Annotated in this window: 1 protein-coding gene and 1 pseudogene; both read right to left on the bottom strand. The window is 36.9% G+C overall.

The annotated features are described in order from the left end of the window. A partial coding sequence (locus FPQ13_RS12925) for an XkdX family protein (protein ID WP_053862977.1) occupies positions 1-115 on the bottom strand: 115 nt, incomplete at its 3' end. A 3-nt stretch (positions 116-118) separates the two neighbouring features. Then, positions 119-274: pseudogene (locus FPQ13_RS13825) on the bottom strand (DUF2977 domain-containing protein); the annotation flags it as partial.

Here is a 274-nt window from a genome sequence, read left to right on the forward strand (position 1 = left end):
ATTCTTCTTTGTCGATTACACCCATGTCTACGTACCACTTAATTTGCTCATTTTTATAGCAACCCCACACATAAAAAGTTTTAATGTCTTTAAAAGTTGGATAAATCATCTTCATCATTTAAACGTCCCCCTCAGTATTTGTTTTGTTAGTTTTCAGTTCGGTCAACTGTTGTGTTAACATAGCGTTTTGTTGCGTCAATTGCATTGTCAACATGTTCACTTGCGTCATCTGCATTTGCATACTTGCAACCATTCCGCGAAGTTCCTCATCACT

This window comes from Allobacillus salarius (assembly GCF_007559425.1).
Classification (GTDB): Bacteria; Bacillota; Bacilli; order Bacillales; family Alkalibacillaceae; genus Allobacillus; species Allobacillus salarius.